Genomic DNA, 16857 nt, shown 5'->3' on the forward strand with positions numbered 1-16857 from the left:
AAGAGAAAATAAAGCCGGTCCTGTATATTGAAAATGACGTCTACTATGAACGACCCGCTTGGTTTTCTCAATAACTCGGGGGGTATGAACGGCGGCCCGCAAGCCGACCTCATACAACAGTTATTGTACGAAATTATAAGGGTTAAAGAGCTTATTGCCTATTACGATTCTATCCCAAACGGGGCGGGGCAGCTTGGCTCGTCCATACTTAACGAATTGGTTACCGAGGCGTACAACTCCCTTGTGAACTATGATACCGTTCTTATGAAAAAGTACTACGATCTGTTGCTTAACTGCGATTGATCTTTTAGTTACTTCTTCTTCTCTCCAAAAACTTTCTCTCTTAATTCTTGCGATATGTCATCAGTGACTTTGATAATATCATCTGCAATGTGGCCATTGTTTATAATTACTCGATCGCAGGTGTCCCTAAAAGGCAGCAGGAACTCTTTATAAGCTGGTACAACGTGGTTGTGCCATTTGTAGCTGGCATCTTCGTTGGAGTAGCCACGCTCGGCAAGGTCGCGCTTAAGACGGCGGCGTAGCGCGACTTCCTCATCCGCATCAATAAAAATGGTCATGTCCAGATCATTGGCTACCTTTTTAAAGTGCAGGATGAACAACCCCTCTACAATGATGATAGGTGCGGGTTTTATCTCCAGCATTTTAGGTACAATGTTGGGGTTATTAAAGGTGTATTCCTGCTGATAAACCGTTTCCCAGCGCATGAGCTTACTGATGTCGGCTTCAAAGCGGTCTGCATCAATGGTGCTGGGGAGGTCAAAGTTGTACAACTTGTTCTCCTCCTTGGTCATGTTGTGGGCTACGGGGATGTAATAATCATCCTGCGATACAAGGCACACCTCATCAGCAGTAAAATGCTCCAGGAAACATTTCAAAAAAAAGGTCTTGCCGCTGCCGCTTCCGCCGGCAACGCCAACAACAAAAGGTTTATTCATTAGGAGTGCCGTAGCTAATATTTACATGAAAACGTTTGTCGAGCGCGCCGATGCTGTCGGCAACGTTCTTGGTCATTACAATAACCACATCTTTGGTTTGCTGGTTATCGGTAAAGCGGCCAACTACTTTTGCAAAGGTGCTTTTACCGGTCATGGGGTTGCTTATGCGCATAATAGTGCCAATAGGGGCAGTACGGTGCAATATAAGCTTCTTATTAGGGTCGAGGCTGGTATCTTCTATCCAGGTGGCAACACCACGCTCGTTCTTCTCAAACAGGCCGTACTTGTTGGTGCCCGGGCGGTGTTCGCCCATGGTGTCTGCCGGAGCAACCATCGTGGAGTCGCGTTTGGCTAGTAGGCTATCATTAGCAACTGCAGCCGGTGTCGGCGGAGGTGGAACGTTACTGCGAATGGTAAGCAGCTGGCCCGGTTTAATGCTCTCTGTAAGTTTGTTGGTGGCGGTAATGTCCTCCACAGTAGTATTAAAACGTTTTGCAATAGAGTAAAGCGTTTCGCCTGCGGACACTTTGTATTGCTGGGAGCTTATGCCATTGGCGTTGGAATTTGCTACCTGCTGCGCAGCCTTTTGTTCAACCGGATTTTGTACCGGCGGGGGAGTTACTGTTGTAGTTACCGGTTGCGTTTGGGTGGTTTGTGTTTGAATCGGCTGCTGCGTTACAGGTTTATTTTGTTGTGGTTGTGTAACCGGCTTGTTTTGGGGTGGTGTTGCGGCCGCCTGTTCTGACCCGTCAAACGGTCGCTCTGTAGGTACCTTTATTATCTTGCCGATTTGCATACCGGCATTGTTATTAAAAGAGATGATTGCCTTTGGGCTCACGCCGTATTTACGTCCGATAGAGTAGTAATTGTCTTTTGGATCCAGCTTATGGAGGATCACTTTTTTGCCGTTCAGATTTTCAATGCCTACTGAATCTACAAGCGGGCGGGCAAAAAGAGTTGCTGATAAGGATAGCAATATGGTAGATAACAATACGATCTTAAATCTCATAATATGTTATTAAACAATAGTTTACAAGCGCACGGCTTTTAATTCGGTCTTGTTTTTAATGTAAACCAGTACGTTTTTATGTAATACAAACGCCTCCGGCTGTAATTTTTGTATACCGCTGTTTAAAACATCGCGGTAAACAATATTTGCACCATCCATTATAAACATGTGCTGCTGCAGCACCCCGTTTTCAAATGTGTGCAAAGATACAATTATGTACTTATTGTGATGGAGGTAATGCACCATATTTCCGTACGGTTGCAAAGGCAGGGAATGTTGCGGCAACTGCTGCGCCGAGATCATTGATGGTACGACTATATTATTGGTCAAAGGTTTATCAGCGGGAGTGCAATTTCTTAAAACAGCACCGGTGGCTATATCAAGCAGTACCGTTTTTTTTGGCTGTAGTGCGGTGTTGTAAGCCGCCAGGCCATTAGGGGTAAGGCCGTCGAAAGCAAAGCTGTAATTAGCCCACAAGTTAGTACCGGTTTGTGCATCAATTGCAATAATACCTTTATGTTCGGGGCTGTTCTCGTTTTTATAGTAGTGAAGCAGTGCTACGCCGTTGTACAAAGCCTCCAGCCCAACTAACCATCGTTCTTCTGTTAGATAATTTTTAAAATTTACCTGTCCGGTGGTAAGGCTAAGCGATGCAAAGCTCACCTGCTTTTCGGCTTCACTGCGCAGTTCCAAAACAATTGCGTCACTCAGCTCATCAATTTCCATGCGCCACACCGGTGCGGTAAAACAATGTGCTAATAACGGGGCCAATAGTTTGTCCATTGTTAAATTATGTGCAAATATGCTCATTAATATTAAATGTGCTTACCTTTATGAACAATGCCTCCTGAAGGCTGTTACACCAAAACACACACAATATTTACCATGGACGCGAAAGAAATTAGCCTAGAAGAAAAGAAAGTAAAGCCAGTTGTAGATCACCTGAACGACTTATTAGCCAATTACCACATTCACTATCAAAAATTGCGTGGCTGCCACTGGAACGTAAAAGGACAAAGCTTTTTTACCCTGCATGTAAAGTTTGAGGAACTGTACACAGAAGCACTGACTACAATTGATGAACTGGCCGAACGTATACTTACCCTGGGTAAACCACCGTATAGCACATTTAATGATTATATAACCACATCAACATTAAAGGAAATTGATACAATTGGTATGAAAGATACCGATATGGTAAAAGCTTTGATTGATGATATGGCTACGCTGATTGAAATGGAACGCCAGCTACTTGATATTACTGCAGACGCAGGCGACGACGGCACCAACGATATGGTGAACCGTTTTATGCAGTTTAAAGAAAAGAACACCTGGATGCTGCGTTCTTTTGTGAACGAAGATTAAATTGTAACAGGTATAACAAAAAAGCGACGGAGAAATCCATCGCTTTTTTGTTTAAGGTGCTATTTAGCAGCAGCAAACATGCTCTTATCAATTGACAGGTAGCCTAGTTTACGATAACTCTCAAACTGCGCTTCATTAAAGAACTGGTCGCCGGTTGACTCTTGCGGAAACTCGGGGTTGCTCATGTAGTACTCACGTACATCAGTTGCATTATCTTCAGTAAGAGTTGTTTTCACATAAATTAATTCCCCTACATCAGTAACACCAGGGTAATGTATTTTGCCCGTAACAGCATGCGCCAATGAAAAGCCGGTATCTTTAGCTTTTTTGGTTATCTTAGTTGTGTCAATCTCAATTTCAACACCAAAATCAATCCGGCATCGCCTTATTGCATTGGCCAAGCCTTCACAATTGGCTTTGCTGTCCTGCTCGCCATCAACCAGCACAATGGTGCTGCATTTTCTTCGCACCAATTCATAGAGGCCCATATTATCAAAGTGCCCGCCGTCAGATAGGTATACGTAGTCGTTATCAATATCTGTATCGCCCACTAAGTCCTTAACTAGATACCCTATGCCGGCTGTCGGCTCAGAATGCTTCCACCTGTCTTGCCTGGGGTTGCCAATCCATCGGCCCAGCCTTACATTGAACATTGTGAGTAAAAATGCTGTTGCGGCAGATGAATGATAACCCATATTGGGGCTCACTGCAGCGCCGGACATAGCCATTACCGAACCTAACTGTGGACCCATCGGGGCGGAATACCTGTCTGTGTTACGGTAACCATAGTTGAATTTTGAAGATTTATTATTGATGGCTGACTTGGTTGCACTAAAATCAAACCCACAGTAAAGTGGCGAGAATATGAAAGATTCGGCCATCCGGTCTTGTCTGTCCAGCTCACTTGCATCAGTCGCATTCAGTGCAGTATTGAGTATAGGGTAGGGTCCAATATATCTGCCATTTTTTCCCTTGTACTTGAAATCTGTGAGGGGCAGATCATCCCTTTGATCAAAGCCTGTAAATGAGTTTGCCGTATTGTCGCGGTCATCCCTTCTGCGTGTTGCACCCAGGTAGGCCCGTGTAAGCCGATTGCGATAAAAGTGGTGTAAAGAAAACTCGTTAACACCAGTGCGCCAGCTTACAAGCCAGGTAATTACAATTAAGCCGCCGGATAACAGGCCAAAGCAGCTGGCTAAAGTTTGGGCATCGGCGTTTTTCACGTCCACAAATACTCTTGTAAGCGCCTCCAAAGTATATGCACCTATCAGCAGAAAACCTACCATAAAGAGGTATGGAACAAATCGTACAAATATATCTGCAGCTTTTGATTTTCCCGGGTCAGATTTTTTTCCTTCAGATGCAGCGTTAAATGCCATTTTTACACCTGCGCCAACAAGGCCCGCCCATGTAGCTGCAGTACCCAGTATAGGCGCAAGTTCCTTAAGCATGTTCTTGCTGTTATATCTTATGTAATCTGGCAGTAGCAGGGCACCTGCTGTTACCAATAACCACAGGAGAATAAAGCGATGTACAATGCCGCCCATACGGCCCCACCATTCACGTTTTTCGTCGGGGAACAATAACCCCATTAAAGCCATGCGTGCTACAATAGAAATGCATACTACTTCGATAATAAGCGGGGGGCCTAATATGAATATCTCTTTTTCATAAAAATTGTTAATACCGTAGCCAGCTACCGGTAAATTACAGAACAACGTCCAGACAGCTGTTACAGCAGCCAACCCCACTGCAGCCGCCACTAATGATGAAAGGATAATCCAGCACCAAATACGAAGCCAACCTGGTACAAAGTAAATTTTGTATGTGCTCATTGCACTGGCTTGTGACGCATACTTACCAATTGTTGCTACTGTAATCATTAAAGCGGTACCTACCGCAGCAACAGGCCAAAGCTTTTTGCCGTTGTACACGTAGCCGCCAAGTTCAGGTAACCCTGCATAGAGCCAGGAGCTGATAATGCAACCAGCTAAAGCGGCCCAAAAAACCATCAGGAATGATGTATAAGCATTTGCAATAAGAGGTTTGGTATTAACTCCGTCCATGGTTTTGTATCCTCTCATTCCAAAGCCGGTTAAAAAAGCTGCCGGTGCCAACAGTATAAAACTCCAAATTCCTACGGACCAAGTGCTATAGTTATTACCGGTTGATTGAAATATACGCCACAGGTTAAAGAAAGAAGAAACGAGTGCAAGAACGCTTAGTAGTAATAGCAACAATATGCATTGGTTAATAATTGTGTTTCTTAACCAGGTCATGCCGGTGGTCCAGGCGTCGGCAGACATAATGCTGGCGTTTGGAGACAAGTAGTTACTGTACATACGCAACCAGCGAATTGGCCTTACTTCGTCAGCCATCGGATCTGTAGACTTAGCGGGGTTTAAGCGATTGCTGACCTTGGTAACAGAGCCGCCACGTTTTATCCACGATATCAGCCAGGAGCCGATGTATCCGCCGCCTGACACGGTTGACAGATAATCAAAAGAACTAAGTTGACCCAGGTAGGCCAGCTTTTGTATAACACCAAGGCTGAATGTTGCCGAGCGTATGCCTCCGCCTGATAGTGCCAACCCTTTAAGTTTCATATCCGACGCCAGCAGAAAAGGGTCGGGGTCTAACGCGTGTTCAGGGGTATTTGATGGAGGTACCATCCCGGGTTCTAATTCTTTACGGCGGCTCTCACGGCTCTGTTCAACCTCCTTTAGTTCCTCTGTAAAAAAAGTGTCAAATGGTAATGGTGCGTTTGCCGTTATAAGGCAATTTTTTAGCCTTTCGTTGTTCTCCAGGAGCTCAATTGTCAAAGATCTTCTTGGTTTTTTCTCAAAGTTACCCGCCCACCATTTATCCCTTTGAGGGTTTTTGATCAAACCAGTAGTCGGAGTTTCTTTGGGTTGTTCCGTATTATCATAAGCCTGGTAAGTGCGGTCATAATTTTTAATCTTGTTTCCGCCCATTGCAAGTATTACCTGAATAGGCACATAGTTCAGAATCCTAGCTAACTCAGAACGCTCATTGGCGTCTGCAAACAACATAGCCCTGATTTTTTTTCTCCAATAGGTAGGTGGCTGGTAAATGTCATCATTGTCGGCGGTCATCTGCACGGTTGCAATTGCTGCGTCGCCACCACTTTTTATCCAACTGTAAAGCTGATGTACCCGCCTAGAAAATTGTTCTTTAAGCATATTTTCATCCAGCAGCTCTCTGCTCATGAAAACTTCTTTTATGCGATTATACTGCTCCTGTGAGCAATAGTCATTTGTGACAATTTTATTTCCGCTGAAAAACTTGTCTTTACAAATATCCTGGTAAATAGTAATGTAAGATACCGCGTGCGCAGTTAAGTCTGTGATTATGTCCATGTTGTGAGTGGTTTAGGTGATACTTTTGAATGAACATTATAAATATAATACTCCTTTTATGAATATTTAAAATATTTACAAATAATATTTCAATAAATGTTTTATACATGCGGGTTGATGATTATTTTAAGGTTCATATGACTCTATAACCTATAACGACATATGTATTATTTTACATTTTATATTTAACCCCAATATGGAAAAGCGTTAAAATAAAAAAGAGCGATGAAAAACTTCATCGCTCTTTAGCAGGAATATTGTGTATCTGGTATTAGAACCGATATCCTAATGTAAGGAACGCGCTGTTATTGGTCTTATTTATTAATGCACTAGGGGTGTTGCTGCCAATCTCATAAGGGAAGACTGTTTGGCTACCGGTGGAGTGCATGTATGTTGCATCCAGGTAATAGTTTGCGAAACGCAGTCCTATACCACCACTAGCAGTTTTAATGTCGCTGCCGTAGTTTTTACGGTAGTCGCCCTGTATGCCGTAACCCCCGCGCAGCATAAAGAAGTTTGTTAATCTTGCTTCCGCACCAATGCGGTAGTTAACTGCCGACTTGTATAGGGTTTTTATTTCAGGGTTATCCCTGTAATCTGCGTCATAACTATCGTTGCTGCTCAGGTGGGTGCTTGTGTAATCCACGTACTCAATGTCACCTGTAATGAAGCCAAATTGCTTGATGAACACAGCTATGCCACCCGCTACTTTATAAGGAGTGCGTAAGTTGTAGGTTAAAGCATATGGCTGATCGGTACGGTCTTCAAAGTCGCTATTAGTTGTGCTTGACGGGTAGCGTGTTCTTAAGCCTTCGCTGTAAACATCATCAATGCTGTACCACGTTGGTGTAGTAAACGTAGCGCCTAACCTAACAGCTTCCACCGGTTTGTAAATTAAACCTAAGCGGGCGTTAAAACCTGTACCTCTTGTAGACTGATCTTGCGCAAAGCCGGTGCTATAGTCCAATTGTTCTGCCGGGAGTGTTGGTGTAGCAGGTAAAATTACGTTGCCGCTTTCGCTGAACAGCGAGGTAGAGTTGTACCTGAGGGTTGTAAAACCAAGGCCTAAACCAATGTAAAGTTTATTGCTGTAATTAGCACCTAGCGAAAAATCTAACTCGCTTAATCCGCCTGTACGGCTAATGTTTACCTGTTGGTTACCATTTGGCTGTGCATTAGATGTGAAATTGCCGTTATTTTCTTCAATAAGGTAATGGTTGTAAGCCCATGACTCCAAAGATCCGCTCGGTAGGTAGTAGCCTTGGTTATCGCTCTGTTTTGAACCGTTGGCTAAGCTTGCAAAGTAATTACCTATGCTGCTGCTGTTATTAGTGCCACCATAATTGATGTTCTCATAGTAGTTGTTGGTGCGGCTGTAACCTATACCATAATTAACACTTAACCAGCCTTTAGTTTTATCGGCACCACGAGCTTTCTTTAACTGCTGATAAATAACTAAAGCAGCGTTATTAAGATTACCAGTGTTGTTGGTAGCCTGTGAGCTGGTGCCGAAATAAGTTGAATTGGTCTTGATGTTATTATATTCAGGAGTAATGCTTAATTCAGAGCGGGTGAAAAAACCTAAACCTGCAGGGTTAGAGCTGACAGATGTTAGATCGCCACCAACAGCAGTACCGGCACCACCAACGCCTTTAATGCGTGCGGTAGAACCCGGTTGGCCACCCGAAAAGCGGATAGCATCCTGTGAATATTGGGCAAAACTATTTTTAGTAACCGCTACTATAGCGATCACACTGAGTAGATATTTTATTTTCATAAAGCGTTAGGTAAATCGTAAAAAATTATGGTCGGGCTGGTCTGCCGCCGCCACCACCGCCACCGCCGGATGAGCTGCCGCCACCACCACCGCCACCGCTATTTGATGGAGGAGGAGAGTAAGAGCGCTCTACCTGTGTAGGCCTTGGCTGGTACGAAGGTTGTTCATTACGTGTAGGTCGCGCAGGGCGGCTATAACTGCCATTACCATTGTTATACCCACCATTACTATTGGTACGCACGTTGCCGCCTACACTTGTTCTGGTGGGACGACCAGGATAGTAACCCATGCCGTTACCATTAGCGTAGCCAATGCCGTTTCCACTACGATTACCAACTACACCTCTTGGGTTACCGTTGCCCCTATAAGGCCGTGCTGTGCCTGAGTTATTGTAAGCCGAATAAACACCCCAGTATGGATAGCCGCCGTTGTAATAGCCCGTACCCCAGTAGGAGTAAGGCGAATAACCATAACCATACCCATAACCAGCATATGGCGAGAACGCGCCGTAGCCAAAGCCTAACCCGCCATATAAGCCCCATCCCGAACCGTAATACCAGGGGTTGTAGCCCAAGCCGATGCTAAAGCCGTTGCCATATGCATAAGGCGAATAGCTGTAAAAGGGATCGTAATAGCTGAAAGGAGAATAATAGCTGAAGCGGTTTATACGAGACGCGTAATCATCATAGTAGTAGTAATAATCATCCTCGTCGTTGTAAGCATCCTCCGGTTCCTGGCGGTAAACAGGCTTTGGGGCAACATATTCGGGCTCATCACCGGCTTTTGCCTGTGAAAAGTAAACGTCGTCGTTGTTTGCGGCAGTAGATGCAGTTTTGTTAACCGAGCAGGAACTCACCGCAATAGCGGCGATAAGCGAAATTCCTAAGAGTAGGTTCCTTTTCATTTTGGCTTTAAGAGTAAAGTTCAAGTTCAAATAAACGTATAAATTTATAAATTTGGCCGATAGTTACATTAATTAGAGGCAAATTCTATTCCAAAGATCAAGATATGAGCAAGGGTGTTATTAGTAAAGACGAAGATTACTCGCAATGGTTTAACGACCTTATAATAAAAAGTGACATGGCCGAATATTCGCCTGTCAGAGGTTGCATGATCATAAAACCGTACGGGTATTCTATATGGGAAAAAATACAGGGTGCGCTCGATAAAATGTTTAAAGATACCGGGCACGTAAACGCTTACTTTCCGTTGCTCATACCAAAATCCTTCTTCTCCAAAGAAGCCAGCCATGTGGAAGGCTTCGCTAAGGAATGTGCCGTTGTAACACACTACCGGCTTAAGAACGATGGCACCGGGCAAATTGTTGTAGATGAGGAAGCAAAATTAGAAGAAGAATTAATTATTCGCCCAACATCAGAAACCATCATCTGGAACACCTACCGCGGATGGATACAAAGCTACCGCGACCTGCCTATTTTAGTGAACCAGTGGGCTAACGTAATGCGTTGGGAAATGCGTACACGCTTGTTCTTGCGCACAAGCGAATTTTTATGGCAGGAGGGCCATACTGCCCATGCCACAGCACAGGAAGCTATTGCAGAAACAGAGCAAATGCTGGAAGTCTATGCAGATTTCGCGGAGAACTTTATGGCTTTGCCGGTAGTGCGCGGCCGCAAAACTGCTAACGAGCGCTTTGCCGGCGCGTTAGACACCTATTGCATAGAAGCTTTAATGCAGGACGGCAAAGCCCTTCAGGCGGGTACCTCTCACTTTTTAGGTCAGAACTTTGCAAAAGCTTTTGATGTTAAGTTCACCAATAAAGAAAATGTGCAGGATTATGTGTGGGCAACATCTTGGGGTGTATCAACACGTTTGATAGGCGCGCTTATTATGTCGCATTCTGATGATGCCGGCTTAGTTTTACCTCCAAAACTTGCCCCTATACAGGTAGTTGTAGTGCCTATTTACAAGCACCAGGAAGAACTGGATAATATTACAACGTTTGTTAACAGCCTGACAAAAGAACTGCGGGCCAAAAACATATCAATAAAGTTTGACAACCGCGACACCCACCGCCCAGGTGCAAAGTTTGCCGAGTATGAGTTAAAAGGTGTGCCGTTGCGCGTTGCTATTGGCAGCCGCGATATGCAGAACGGCACCGTAGAGCTGGCCCGCCGTGACACAAAGACAAAGGAAACGGTACAGCAGGAAGGCCTGGGAGCTAAGATAGAAGCGTTGCTGGAAGAGATCCAAACTAACATCTATCAAAAAGCTTTCAAGTTTCGCGAGGAAAATACGGTTGAGGTAGATACTTACGAAGAGTTTAAGCGTATGTTGGATGAACAGCCCGGCTTTATATCTGCGCATTGGGACGGAACTTCTGAAACAGAGCAAAAGATAAAAGACGAAACCAAGGCCACCATACGTTGTATACCTTTAAACAACAAGCAGGAAGAGGGTAAGTGCATTCTTACAGGCAACCCATCTACACAGAGGGTGTTGTTTGCCAGGGCGTATTAATGGTGGTGAGTGGTTGATTAAGTTGATTAGGTGAGTGGTCTTATAACGTATTTTGTACTGTTTATCTAATTAACTAAAATATTAATGGCTTCCTTTACTGAACTTGAAACATGGAAACAAGCAAGGAAAATCAGAGTTTATATTTCCGGCGTTGTGAAAAGTTTCCCTGCTGATGAAAAGTTCAGATTGACAGATCAGGTCATCCGTTCATCAAGATCAATAGGAAACAATCTTGCTGAAGGGCATGGACGATTTCATTACCAGGATAATCTTCGGTTTTGTATAATGGCCCGAGGGTCGCTTACTGAAACGCTAGATCATTTAATTATTGCGCTGGACGAAAAAATTATAACAGAAGAAGAGCTATCTCATTTCCAAGCAGAATATGATAGTTGCTTGAGATTGATAAACGGATATATTCAATATTTAAAAAGTAAGAAACAGGAAAATAGCAAGTAGTTAGCAAATAAGTACCGTATTCCAACTACTCACCTAATCAACTTAATCAACCGCTCACCCATATATGAAATTCGGAACCAAAGCAATACATGCGGGGCAGGAGCCCGACCCAACTACCGGCGCTATCATGACGCCGATATACCAAACCTCTACTTATTGGCAGAAGTCGCCTGGTGACAACAAGGGTTATGAGTACTCACGTGGTACTAATCCTACACGTAAGGCTTTGGAGGATTGCCTGGCTGCGTTGGAGAATGCTAAATATGGTCTTGCATTCTCAAGTGGGATGGGCGCTACTGATGCGGTAATGAAGTTGCTTGCACCTGGTGATGAAGTGATCACCGGGACCGACCTTTATGGCGGCTCTTACCGCATTTTTACAAAGATATATGCTAACTATGGCATCAAGTTCCACTTTTTAGACCTGAGCGATCCGGAGATCATTAACGAGTATGTTAATGACAAAACCAAATTGGTCTGGATAGAAACGCCTACTAATCCAACCATGCAGGTGGTGGATATCGAAGCCATTGGTAAGATTAGCAAAGCCAAAAACCTGCTTTTTGTAGTTGACAATACCTTCGCTTCTCCGTACCTGCAAAACCCGATAGACCTGGGTGCTGATGTGGTGATGCATTCCGTTACTAAATACATTGGCGGCCATAGCGACGTGGTCATGGGCGCATTGATGCTTAACGACGAGGAGCTATACAAAAAGCTGTGGTTCATTTATAATGCCTGCGGCGCTACTCCGGGACCTATGGACAGCTTTTTGGTACTACGAGGTATAAAAACACTGCACCTGCGTATGAAGGCACACTGTGAGAACGGCAGGCAGGTAGCTGAGTTTTTGAAAGATCACCCTCGGGTGGAGAAAATATATTGGCCGGGATTTCCCGATTCTCCAAACCACGAAGTTGCCAACAGACAAATGCGTGATTTTGGGGGGATGATATCCATAGTATTAAAAGATGCTACGCTTGAGGATACCTACCGCATTGCAGGTTCCTTTAAAGTGTTTTCCCTTGCTGAGTCATTAGGTGGGGTAGAATCTCTAATCAACCACCCGGTAAGTATGACGCATGGCAGCATTCCTAAAGAAGCCCGTGAAAAGGCTGGTGTAGTAGATAACCTGCTTCGCCTGAGTGTAGGGGTAGAGGATATTGAAGACCTGCTGGAAGACCTGAAACAAGCATTGGCTTAATGAATAGTTGAAAAGGACAAAAACTTGATATGGCGGACTGGATAGAACCAATTATCTCTAAATGGAGTTTAGAAGGAATAATGCTAAATCCTCCCGCTACCATTGACGAGATAGAACGCATAGAAGCCGTTTTGAATTTTAAATTTCCCCTTAGCTTCAAACAATTTTATCAAAAAATAGACGGATTTGATGAATGGGATATGTTAGCTAATAGCAATATTTCGATATGGCCGCTGGATCGCATCTTAGATGAGTACAGTAAGTGGGAAAAACCTGACTTTATTGGAATTTGCGACATGTTGATAAATTGTTACGCGATTGGATTTCATCGTCATAAAACAGGCTTTTATAAGTTGAAAGATACTCTTCCTGACGCTGAGCGCATAGACGCTACATTTGAAGAACTGATTATGTTAATAGAAAATGATGATAGATTGATTTATTGAAATGCATAAGCATGTAAATCAAACTCCTCCTCTACACGGTGCCGGGCATCTCGCACTTAAGCATTTCCTCGATGCAAAGGTGGCTCAATACAACCGGCCTGATTTTATAGCTAACGATCCAATTAGCATCCCTCATCTGTTCACTAAAAAGCAGGACATCGAGATCATGGGCTTTTGGGCGGCAACTTTGGCTTGGGGGCAACGTGTTACCATCATTAACAAGTGTAAAGAACTTATTGGTTTGATGGATGGGGCGCCCTATGATTTCATCATCAACCATCAGGAACCCGACCTGAAGAAGCTGCTTAACTTTAAGCACCGCACCTTTAATGATATTGATACGCTTTACTTTATTTCATTTTTCAGGTATCATTATGAACGGTTTGACAGCTTGGAAGAGGCGTTTAGGCCCCTAAAGGGGGAACAGGAAAGTCGGGGTGTAGATCAAGAGTTCCCCCTTCAGGGGGCAGAGGGGGTTTTAAATCATTTTCGCTCTTATTTCTTCTCGCTTCCTGATTTTCCGCACCGTACAAAAAAGCACGTTTCATCTCCGTCTCAGAAATCCACCTGCAAGCGCCTTTGCATGTTCCTGCGGTGGATGGTGCGTAAGGATGATCAAGGCGTGGACTTCGGCATCTGGAACAAGCTTACGCCTGCCGACCTGATTTGCCCCTGCGACCTGCATGTAGACCGTGTTGCCCGCAAGCTTAAACTAATCACCCGCAAACAAACCGACTGGCAGACAGCTGTCGAGCTCACACGAAATTTACGTGAACTTGACCCTCATGATCCCGTAAAATACGACTTTGCCCTATTTGGGTTAGGAATAGAAGAGCGCTGGGGTATAGAGGGTATCCTGCCGGATTTTAATTCGTAGAACTTAGAAGTCTTCTTGTATCAGTTGATGGTTGATGAGCGCTCCTGCTTTGTTGCCTGCCGCAATAGCAATAGGTAACGACCGGAACATCGTTGTATTATCACCCGCAGCAAAAACTCCGGCTACCGATGTTGACTGGAACTCATCTATTTTGATAAATCCTGCTTCTGTTAATTCGCAGCCAAGTGCTTGCGGAAGGCTGCAATGTTGTTGAATAGGCAATTTCGCGTAAATGGCGTTTACTTTAAGGCTGCTTCCATCAGCAAAGCGGAGGTTGCGTAAATAACCACCTTCGTGTACTACTTCCGTTAACGGCTCTTCGATGATGTTAATCTTGTGCCGGCGCAGGTCGGCTATCTGTTGCGGAGTAAGTTGTGACGGACCGTTGGTGAGTAAGGTAAGTTCTTTGGTCCAGTGGTTAATAATCTTGCCGAACTCATAAGCTATTTCGCCGTTTGCAAATAGAGCGGTAGGTTCGTTCCGGACCTCGTAACCATGGCAATAAGGGCAGTGCAGTACTGAAATACCCCAGCAATCGTCGAAGCCTGGTATATCTGGCATGATATCTAAAATACCAGTAGCGAATAGTATCTTTCGAGCGGTAAAAACACCGTCATCTGTCATTATCTTAAATAGATTATCTTCCTTTACTGCACCTAGGGCAAGAGCTGATTTCAAGCCAATGGTAGGATAATCTAACACCTGCTGTAATGCGGTTTGTGCTATAGTTGCAGGCTTATCACCATCGTGCGTAATGAAGTTGTGAGCATGTGGTGTTTGCCGGTTGCAGGGTTTGCCACTATCTACAATTAACACATCCCTTAAAGCCCTGCCTAGTGCCATTGCCGCAGATAATCCCGCATAGCTGCCGCCTATTATTACTACGTCAAAATTTGTTTTCATACCCAAATGTAGAAACAGTAAATATCAAATGCAACTTAGTTGCATTTGATATTTAAAACAAGACATTCAAAAGACTATATTTATGCTACGATATAAAATAATGCAAGAAGATAAAGATGTTGCAGCTTTTCTAGCAGGCAAAAGCCAACACACATTGATGCTGTTTGAGCACTTTGTTGCTCAGTTTAAAACAATTGGAAACATCAGAGTAGAGGCTACAAAAACCATGATCGGAATCTCTAATGATCACAAGCGCATAGCCTGGGTAACGCAGTTGGGAAAAAACTTTATCCATGTGGTATTTCCGTTTAAAACGGAATACCCGGATAACCTTTGTTTTCAGAAGGTAGGGCAGGTTCCCGGTCAGCAGCAGTTTAATCATCATTTTAGGATGCTGCAAGCTGACGACATGAATGAGGAGGTGTTAAGGTTTATGCGGTTGGCGTATAATGAGGAGCAAGAATAGAATAATCGGTTATTTGTGAGCCCTTTTTATTCCTTGGTCATAACCATAGTTAAGGCACTTTAGTTCGCTACTATTTACATCTCTGGCAATTAATTCCGCGTAGATCGATATTACTTCTTTCTTGTTAGTGATACCGATAGCTACTAAATTGTAAGCCCATTTTATAATCGCTACTTCCCGCTTGGTGGCAAACACGCCGGGTGCTATTTGGATGCCGTCCGTTTCATGCCCTTGGATGGGTGTCCACATGTCCAGCTTACCGCTGTTTTTAGATTCCTTTAGTATTTTTGAACGAAGCGCTGGTGAAGGTTTTCCTGCAGTGTCAATGGCAATGTCCTGGCCAAATACATATGTCGAAAGGAACACCAGCACAACAAATAGCAATTTTTTCATTTTCTTCGGTATAGGGGTTAATTGTTACGCTTCTTCTTTAAAATACACCTTGTAGTAATTCATAGCTTTACCGTCATCGAAGCCTTTCTCAATCAAATCCTTATCGCCGTGAATGTAAATGTGGAAGTTCTTGTCCAGCTTTAATACCCTTTTATAAACCCTGGCCTGCTTTTTAACGGCATTATCCGATATCTCAAACGTGTCACCAATTTTAGTGTCAAACTCGTCTTCGTACTGGTTTTTAAAGTTCTTGAACGACTCTATAGCCTGCGGATTGCTGATTACCTCATCGGCAAACTCATCAATGTCAAAAGTTTCTTTTTCTTTAAAGTACTTCATCGATCGGTTTAGCAGGTCTATCTTATCGGCCTTGCTCATGTCAAATTCATCGTCAAGTTTTTCCGTTACAAAGTTTTTGTAGATGCCCAGCACATTGCTGGTCTGGTTAAAGCTGTCATTCCGTATTTTTAATTGCAGGAACTCGTCTTTCCAGTATACGGCAGCATCCTGGCCTCCCGTAGTTTTATCTACAACTGCAACTTTGTAGCCGTTCTCTTTTTCTATATTGAAGATAAGTACCCCTTTGTCAAGTTTGTTAATGTTGATTGCCTCTTGCTCGTAATCTACTGCAAAGCCCCCATCATCCGGGTATACCTTCAGGTAAGTTTCCTTATTTTCCGATTTGAAAATTCCTATTGCATCCAGCAGGTCACCTTCAATTTGTACTTTATTAAAGTAAACAACATATAGCTCGCCTCCTTTAATGTTGGGGTGGGTGCTTACGTTGTAAAGATGACGGGCAATATCTTGTGCAGATTTTTGGAAGTTCTCTTTGTTGTTGAACATATCGGTTGCAAAATGATAGATCTCGTTCAACTCGAGGTTGTTGCTACTATGCATCAGGTGGTAAACTTCGTTCGCTTTTTCAAAAGGTTTCAGAAAGTATTGCATCAATAGGGAAGAGATCACCTCATCCTTTAAAGCAAGTGGATGGTCAGACAATGCGTACATCTCACCTTGTGTTTGATTGCCGACGTGATGAACTGATACAAGATCAAGCGATGCTTCAAAAAAAGTTACCATAGGGTGGCGAAGTTAGCGGTTTTTAGTTCGATGTAAATAACGACTTTTGTTGTTT

Annotated in this window: 17 protein-coding genes; 8 read left to right on the forward strand and 9 right to left on the reverse strand. The window is 43.7% G+C overall.

Going from position 1 to position 16857, the window contains the following annotated elements:
* Positions 1-33 precede the first annotated feature (33 nt).
* Positions 34-303, forward strand: a complete 270-nt coding sequence (locus DYU05_RS00715) for a hypothetical protein (RefSeq protein WP_133300140.1) — start codon at positions 34-36, stop codon at positions 301-303.
* Positions 304-311: 8 nt separating this feature from the next.
* On the opposite strand, the gene DYU05_RS00720 is transcribed toward DYU05_RS00715, so the two are convergent.
* From DYU05_RS00720 to DYU05_RS00730, 3 genes are read right to left on the reverse strand one after another with little or no spacing between them, the layout of a single operon-like run.
* On the reverse strand, positions 312-959 hold the full coding sequence (locus DYU05_RS00720; protein WP_117381078.1) for a uridine kinase family protein: 648 nt from the start codon (positions 957-959) through the stop codon (positions 312-314).
* On the reverse strand, positions 952-1968 hold the full coding sequence (locus DYU05_RS00725; RefSeq protein WP_117381079.1) for a DPBB and LysM peptidoglycan-binding domain-containing protein: 1017 nt from the start codon (positions 1966-1968) through the stop codon (positions 952-954). Before DYU05_RS00725 ends, DYU05_RS00720 begins: the two co-directional genes overlap by 8 nt.
* 21 nt (positions 1969-1989) lie before the next feature.
* Complete coding sequence (locus DYU05_RS00730) at positions 1990-2751, reverse strand: DUF4905 domain-containing protein (RefSeq protein WP_165851968.1); 762 nt, start codon at positions 2749-2751, stop codon at positions 1990-1992.
* A gap of 102 nt (positions 2752-2853) precedes the next feature.
* Between DYU05_RS00730 and DYU05_RS00735 the strand changes: the two genes are divergently transcribed.
* A complete protein-coding gene (locus tag DYU05_RS00735) occupies positions 2854-3333 on the forward strand; it encodes a Dps family protein (RefSeq protein ID WP_117382899.1) in 480 nt (159 codons plus the stop codon).
* 59 nt (positions 3334-3392) lie between these two features.
* Here DYU05_RS00735 and DYU05_RS00740 read toward each other — a convergent pair whose 3' ends face one another.
* The 3 genes from DYU05_RS00740 to DYU05_RS00750 form a co-directional block, all read right to left on the reverse strand.
* On the reverse strand, positions 3393-6713 hold the full coding sequence (locus DYU05_RS00740; RefSeq protein ID WP_117381081.1) for a patatin-like phospholipase family protein: 3321 nt from the start codon (positions 6711-6713) through the stop codon (positions 3393-3395).
* Between the two features lie 271 nt (positions 6714-6984).
* Positions 6985-8490 (reverse strand): OmpP1/FadL family transporter, encoded by a 1506-nt coding sequence (locus DYU05_RS00745; protein WP_117381082.1) that lies wholly within the window; start codon positions 8488-8490, stop codon positions 6985-6987.
* A 25-nt stretch (positions 8491-8515) separates the two neighbouring features.
* Positions 8516-9394, reverse strand: coding sequence for a hypothetical protein (locus tag DYU05_RS00750; protein ID WP_117381083.1), 879 nt, complete (start codon positions 9392-9394; stop codon positions 8516-8518).
* A 104-nt stretch (positions 9395-9498) separates the two neighbouring features.
* On the opposite strand from DYU05_RS00750, the gene proS reads away from it, so the two are divergent.
* The 5 genes from proS (at position 9499) to DYU05_RS00775 (ending at position 13957) form a co-directional block, all read left to right on the forward strand.
* Positions 9499-10971: a proline--tRNA ligase gene (gene proS, locus DYU05_RS00755; protein WP_117381084.1), complete on the forward strand. Its 1473-nt coding sequence runs from the start codon at positions 9499-9501 to the stop codon at positions 10969-10971.
* An 84-nt stretch (positions 10972-11055) separates the two neighbouring features.
* Positions 11056-11430 (forward strand): four helix bundle protein, encoded by a 375-nt coding sequence (locus DYU05_RS00760; RefSeq protein ID WP_117381085.1) that lies wholly within the window; start codon positions 11056-11058, stop codon positions 11428-11430.
* Between the two features lie 64 nt (positions 11431-11494).
* Entirely contained in the window at positions 11495-12634 is a 1140-nt protein-coding gene (locus DYU05_RS00765) for a cystathionine gamma-synthase (protein ID WP_117381086.1), read from the forward strand.
* Between the two features lie 29 nt (positions 12635-12663).
* Positions 12664-13080 (forward strand): SMI1/KNR4 family protein, encoded by a 417-nt coding sequence (locus tag DYU05_RS00770; RefSeq protein WP_117381087.1) that lies wholly within the window; start codon positions 12664-12666, stop codon positions 13078-13080.
* Position 13081: 1 nt separating this feature from the next.
* On the forward strand, positions 13082-13957 hold the full coding sequence (locus tag DYU05_RS00775) for a TIGR02757 family protein (protein ID WP_117381088.1): 876 nt from the start codon (positions 13082-13084) through the stop codon (positions 13955-13957).
* A gap of 3 nt (positions 13958-13960) precedes the next feature.
* Here the strand turns inward: DYU05_RS00775 and DYU05_RS00780 are convergent, their stop codons facing one another.
* Positions 13961-14860 carry an NAD(P)/FAD-dependent oxidoreductase gene (locus tag DYU05_RS00780; RefSeq protein WP_117381089.1) on the reverse strand — a complete coding sequence of 300 codons (900 nt, stop codon included), beginning with the start codon at positions 14858-14860 and terminating at the stop codon, positions 13961-13963.
* Between the two features lie 100 nt (positions 14861-14960).
* Between DYU05_RS00780 and DYU05_RS00785 the strand changes: the two genes are divergently transcribed.
* Positions 14961-15326 (forward strand): DUF5655 domain-containing protein, encoded by a 366-nt coding sequence (locus DYU05_RS00785; RefSeq protein WP_117381090.1) that lies wholly within the window; start codon positions 14961-14963, stop codon positions 15324-15326.
* Between the two features lie 9 nt (positions 15327-15335).
* Here the strand turns inward: DYU05_RS00785 and DYU05_RS00790 are convergent, their stop codons facing one another.
* Both DYU05_RS00790 and DYU05_RS00795 read right to left on the reverse strand, forming a co-directional pair.
* Positions 15336-15719: a hypothetical protein gene (locus DYU05_RS00790; protein ID WP_117381091.1), complete on the reverse strand. Its 384-nt coding sequence runs from the start codon at positions 15717-15719 to the stop codon at positions 15336-15338.
* A gap of 24 nt (positions 15720-15743) precedes the next feature.
* Positions 15744-16802: a nucleoid-associated protein gene (locus DYU05_RS00795; RefSeq protein WP_117381092.1), complete on the reverse strand. Its 1059-nt coding sequence runs from the start codon at positions 16800-16802 to the stop codon at positions 15744-15746.
* Positions 16803-16857: the final 55 nt, after the last annotated feature.

This window comes from Mucilaginibacter terrenus (assembly GCF_003432065.1).
Classification (GTDB): Bacteria; Bacteroidota; Bacteroidia; order Sphingobacteriales; family Sphingobacteriaceae; genus Mucilaginibacter; species Mucilaginibacter terrenus.

Bases quoted from the DNA above. Each gene is read 5' to 3' on its own strand.
- DYU05_RS00715 (WP_133300140.1), top strand. From the start codon at position 34: ATGACGTCTACTATGAACGACCCGCTTGGTTTTCTCAATAACTCGGGG.
- DYU05_RS00720 (WP_117381078.1), bottom strand. From the start codon at position 959: ATGAATAAACCTTTTGTTGTTGGCGTTGCCGGCGGAAGCGGCAGCGGC.
- DYU05_RS00725 (WP_117381079.1), bottom strand. From the start codon at position 1,968: ATGAGATTTAAGATCGTATTGTTATCTACCATATTGCTATCCTTATCA.
- DYU05_RS00730 (WP_165851968.1), bottom strand. From the start codon at position 2,751: ATGGACAAACTATTGGCCCCGTTATTAGCACATTGTTTTACCGCACCG.
- DYU05_RS00735 (WP_117382899.1), top strand. From the start codon at position 2,854: ATGGACGCGAAAGAAATTAGCCTAGAAGAAAAGAAAGTAAAGCCAGTT.
- DYU05_RS00740 (WP_117381081.1), bottom strand. From the start codon at position 6,713: ATGGACATAATCACAGACTTAACTGCGCACGCGGTATCTTACATTACT.
- DYU05_RS00745 (WP_117381082.1), bottom strand. From the start codon at position 8,490: ATGAAAATAAAATATCTACTCAGTGTGATCGCTATAGTAGCGGTTACT.
- DYU05_RS00750 (WP_117381083.1), bottom strand. From the start codon at position 9,394: ATGAAAAGGAACCTACTCTTAGGAATTTCGCTTATCGCCGCTATTGCG.
- proS (WP_117381084.1), top strand. From the start codon at position 9,499: ATGAGCAAGGGTGTTATTAGTAAAGACGAAGATTACTCGCAATGGTTT.
- DYU05_RS00760 (WP_117381085.1), top strand. From the start codon at position 11,056: ATGGCTTCCTTTACTGAACTTGAAACATGGAAACAAGCAAGGAAAATC.
- DYU05_RS00765 (WP_117381086.1), top strand. From the start codon at position 11,495: ATGAAATTCGGAACCAAAGCAATACATGCGGGGCAGGAGCCCGACCCA.
- DYU05_RS00770 (WP_117381087.1), top strand. From the start codon at position 12,664: ATGGCGGACTGGATAGAACCAATTATCTCTAAATGGAGTTTAGAAGGA.
- DYU05_RS00775 (WP_117381088.1), top strand. From the start codon at position 13,082: ATGCATAAGCATGTAAATCAAACTCCTCCTCTACACGGTGCCGGGCAT.
- DYU05_RS00780 (WP_117381089.1), bottom strand. From the start codon at position 14,860: ATGAAAACAAATTTTGACGTAGTAATAATAGGCGGCAGCTATGCGGGA.
- DYU05_RS00785 (WP_117381090.1), top strand. From the start codon at position 14,961: ATGCAAGAAGATAAAGATGTTGCAGCTTTTCTAGCAGGCAAAAGCCAA.
- DYU05_RS00790 (WP_117381091.1), bottom strand. From the start codon at position 15,719: ATGAAAAAATTGCTATTTGTTGTGCTGGTGTTCCTTTCGACATATGTA.
- DYU05_RS00795 (WP_117381092.1), bottom strand. From the start codon at position 16,802: ATGGTAACTTTTTTTGAAGCATCGCTTGATCTTGTATCAGTTCATCAC.